Genomic DNA, 753 nt, shown 5'->3' with positions numbered 1-753 from the left:
CCGGCCGCCATCCGCGCCGACTGCGCACCCTGCCCCGGAAACACGAACACCGCACCCGCACCGTGGGGCGTAGCGGTGCCGGCGACGACGTTGCCGGCCGGCGACCCGGACGCCAGAGCGTCCAGCCCCGCCAAAAGCTCCTCCACGCCGGCCCCGACCACGACGGCGCGCTGGTCGAACGTCGACCGGGTCGCGGCGAGGGACCAGCCGACCGCCGCCGCATCGACCTCGCCGTGCTCGCGCACGTACTCCGCCAGGCGGGCCGCCTGGCCGGTCAGGGCCCCCTTCGACCGCCCCGACAGCGGCCACACCACCACGTCCGACGCCACCAGGCCCGGCCCGGACACCGCCGGGGCCACCGCCTCCGGCTCGTCGGCCTGCTCGATGATGACGTGGGCATTCGTGCCGGACATGCCGAACGACGACACCGCCGCCCGGCGCGCCCGCTCCACCGCGGGCCACGGCCGCGACTCGACCGCCAACTCCACCGCCCCGGCGGACCAGTCGATGTGCGGGGACGGCTCGTCCACGTGCAGCGTCGCCGGGACGAGGCCGTGCCGCATCGCCAGCACCATCTTGATCACACCCGCCACGCCCGAGGCGGCCTGGGTGTGTCCGATGTTCGACTTGATCGAGCCGAGCAGCAGCGGCTCGTGCCCCTCGCGGCCCTGCCCGTACGTGGCGAGCAGGGCCTGCGCCTCGATCGGGTCGCCGAGCGTCGTGCCCGTGCCGTGCGCCTCGACCACGTCCACG

The 753-nt window shown here is 75.6% G+C and carries 1 protein-coding gene; it reads right to left on the bottom strand.

Annotated elements, in window-relative coordinates:
- On the bottom strand, positions 1–753 hold a 753-nt coding region (locus V6V16_RS27755), incomplete at both ends, for a ketoacyl-synthetase C-terminal extension domain-containing protein (RefSeq protein WP_334566899.1).

Origin of the sequence: Micromonospora sp. CPCC 205561, assembly GCF_036906775.1 — a bacterium.
GTDB lineage: Bacteria > Actinomycetota > Actinomycetes > Mycobacteriales > Micromonosporaceae > Micromonospora.
The sequence above is the reverse complement of the archived record's forward strand: the minus strand, read 5'-3'. Positions and strand labels throughout refer to the sequence as shown.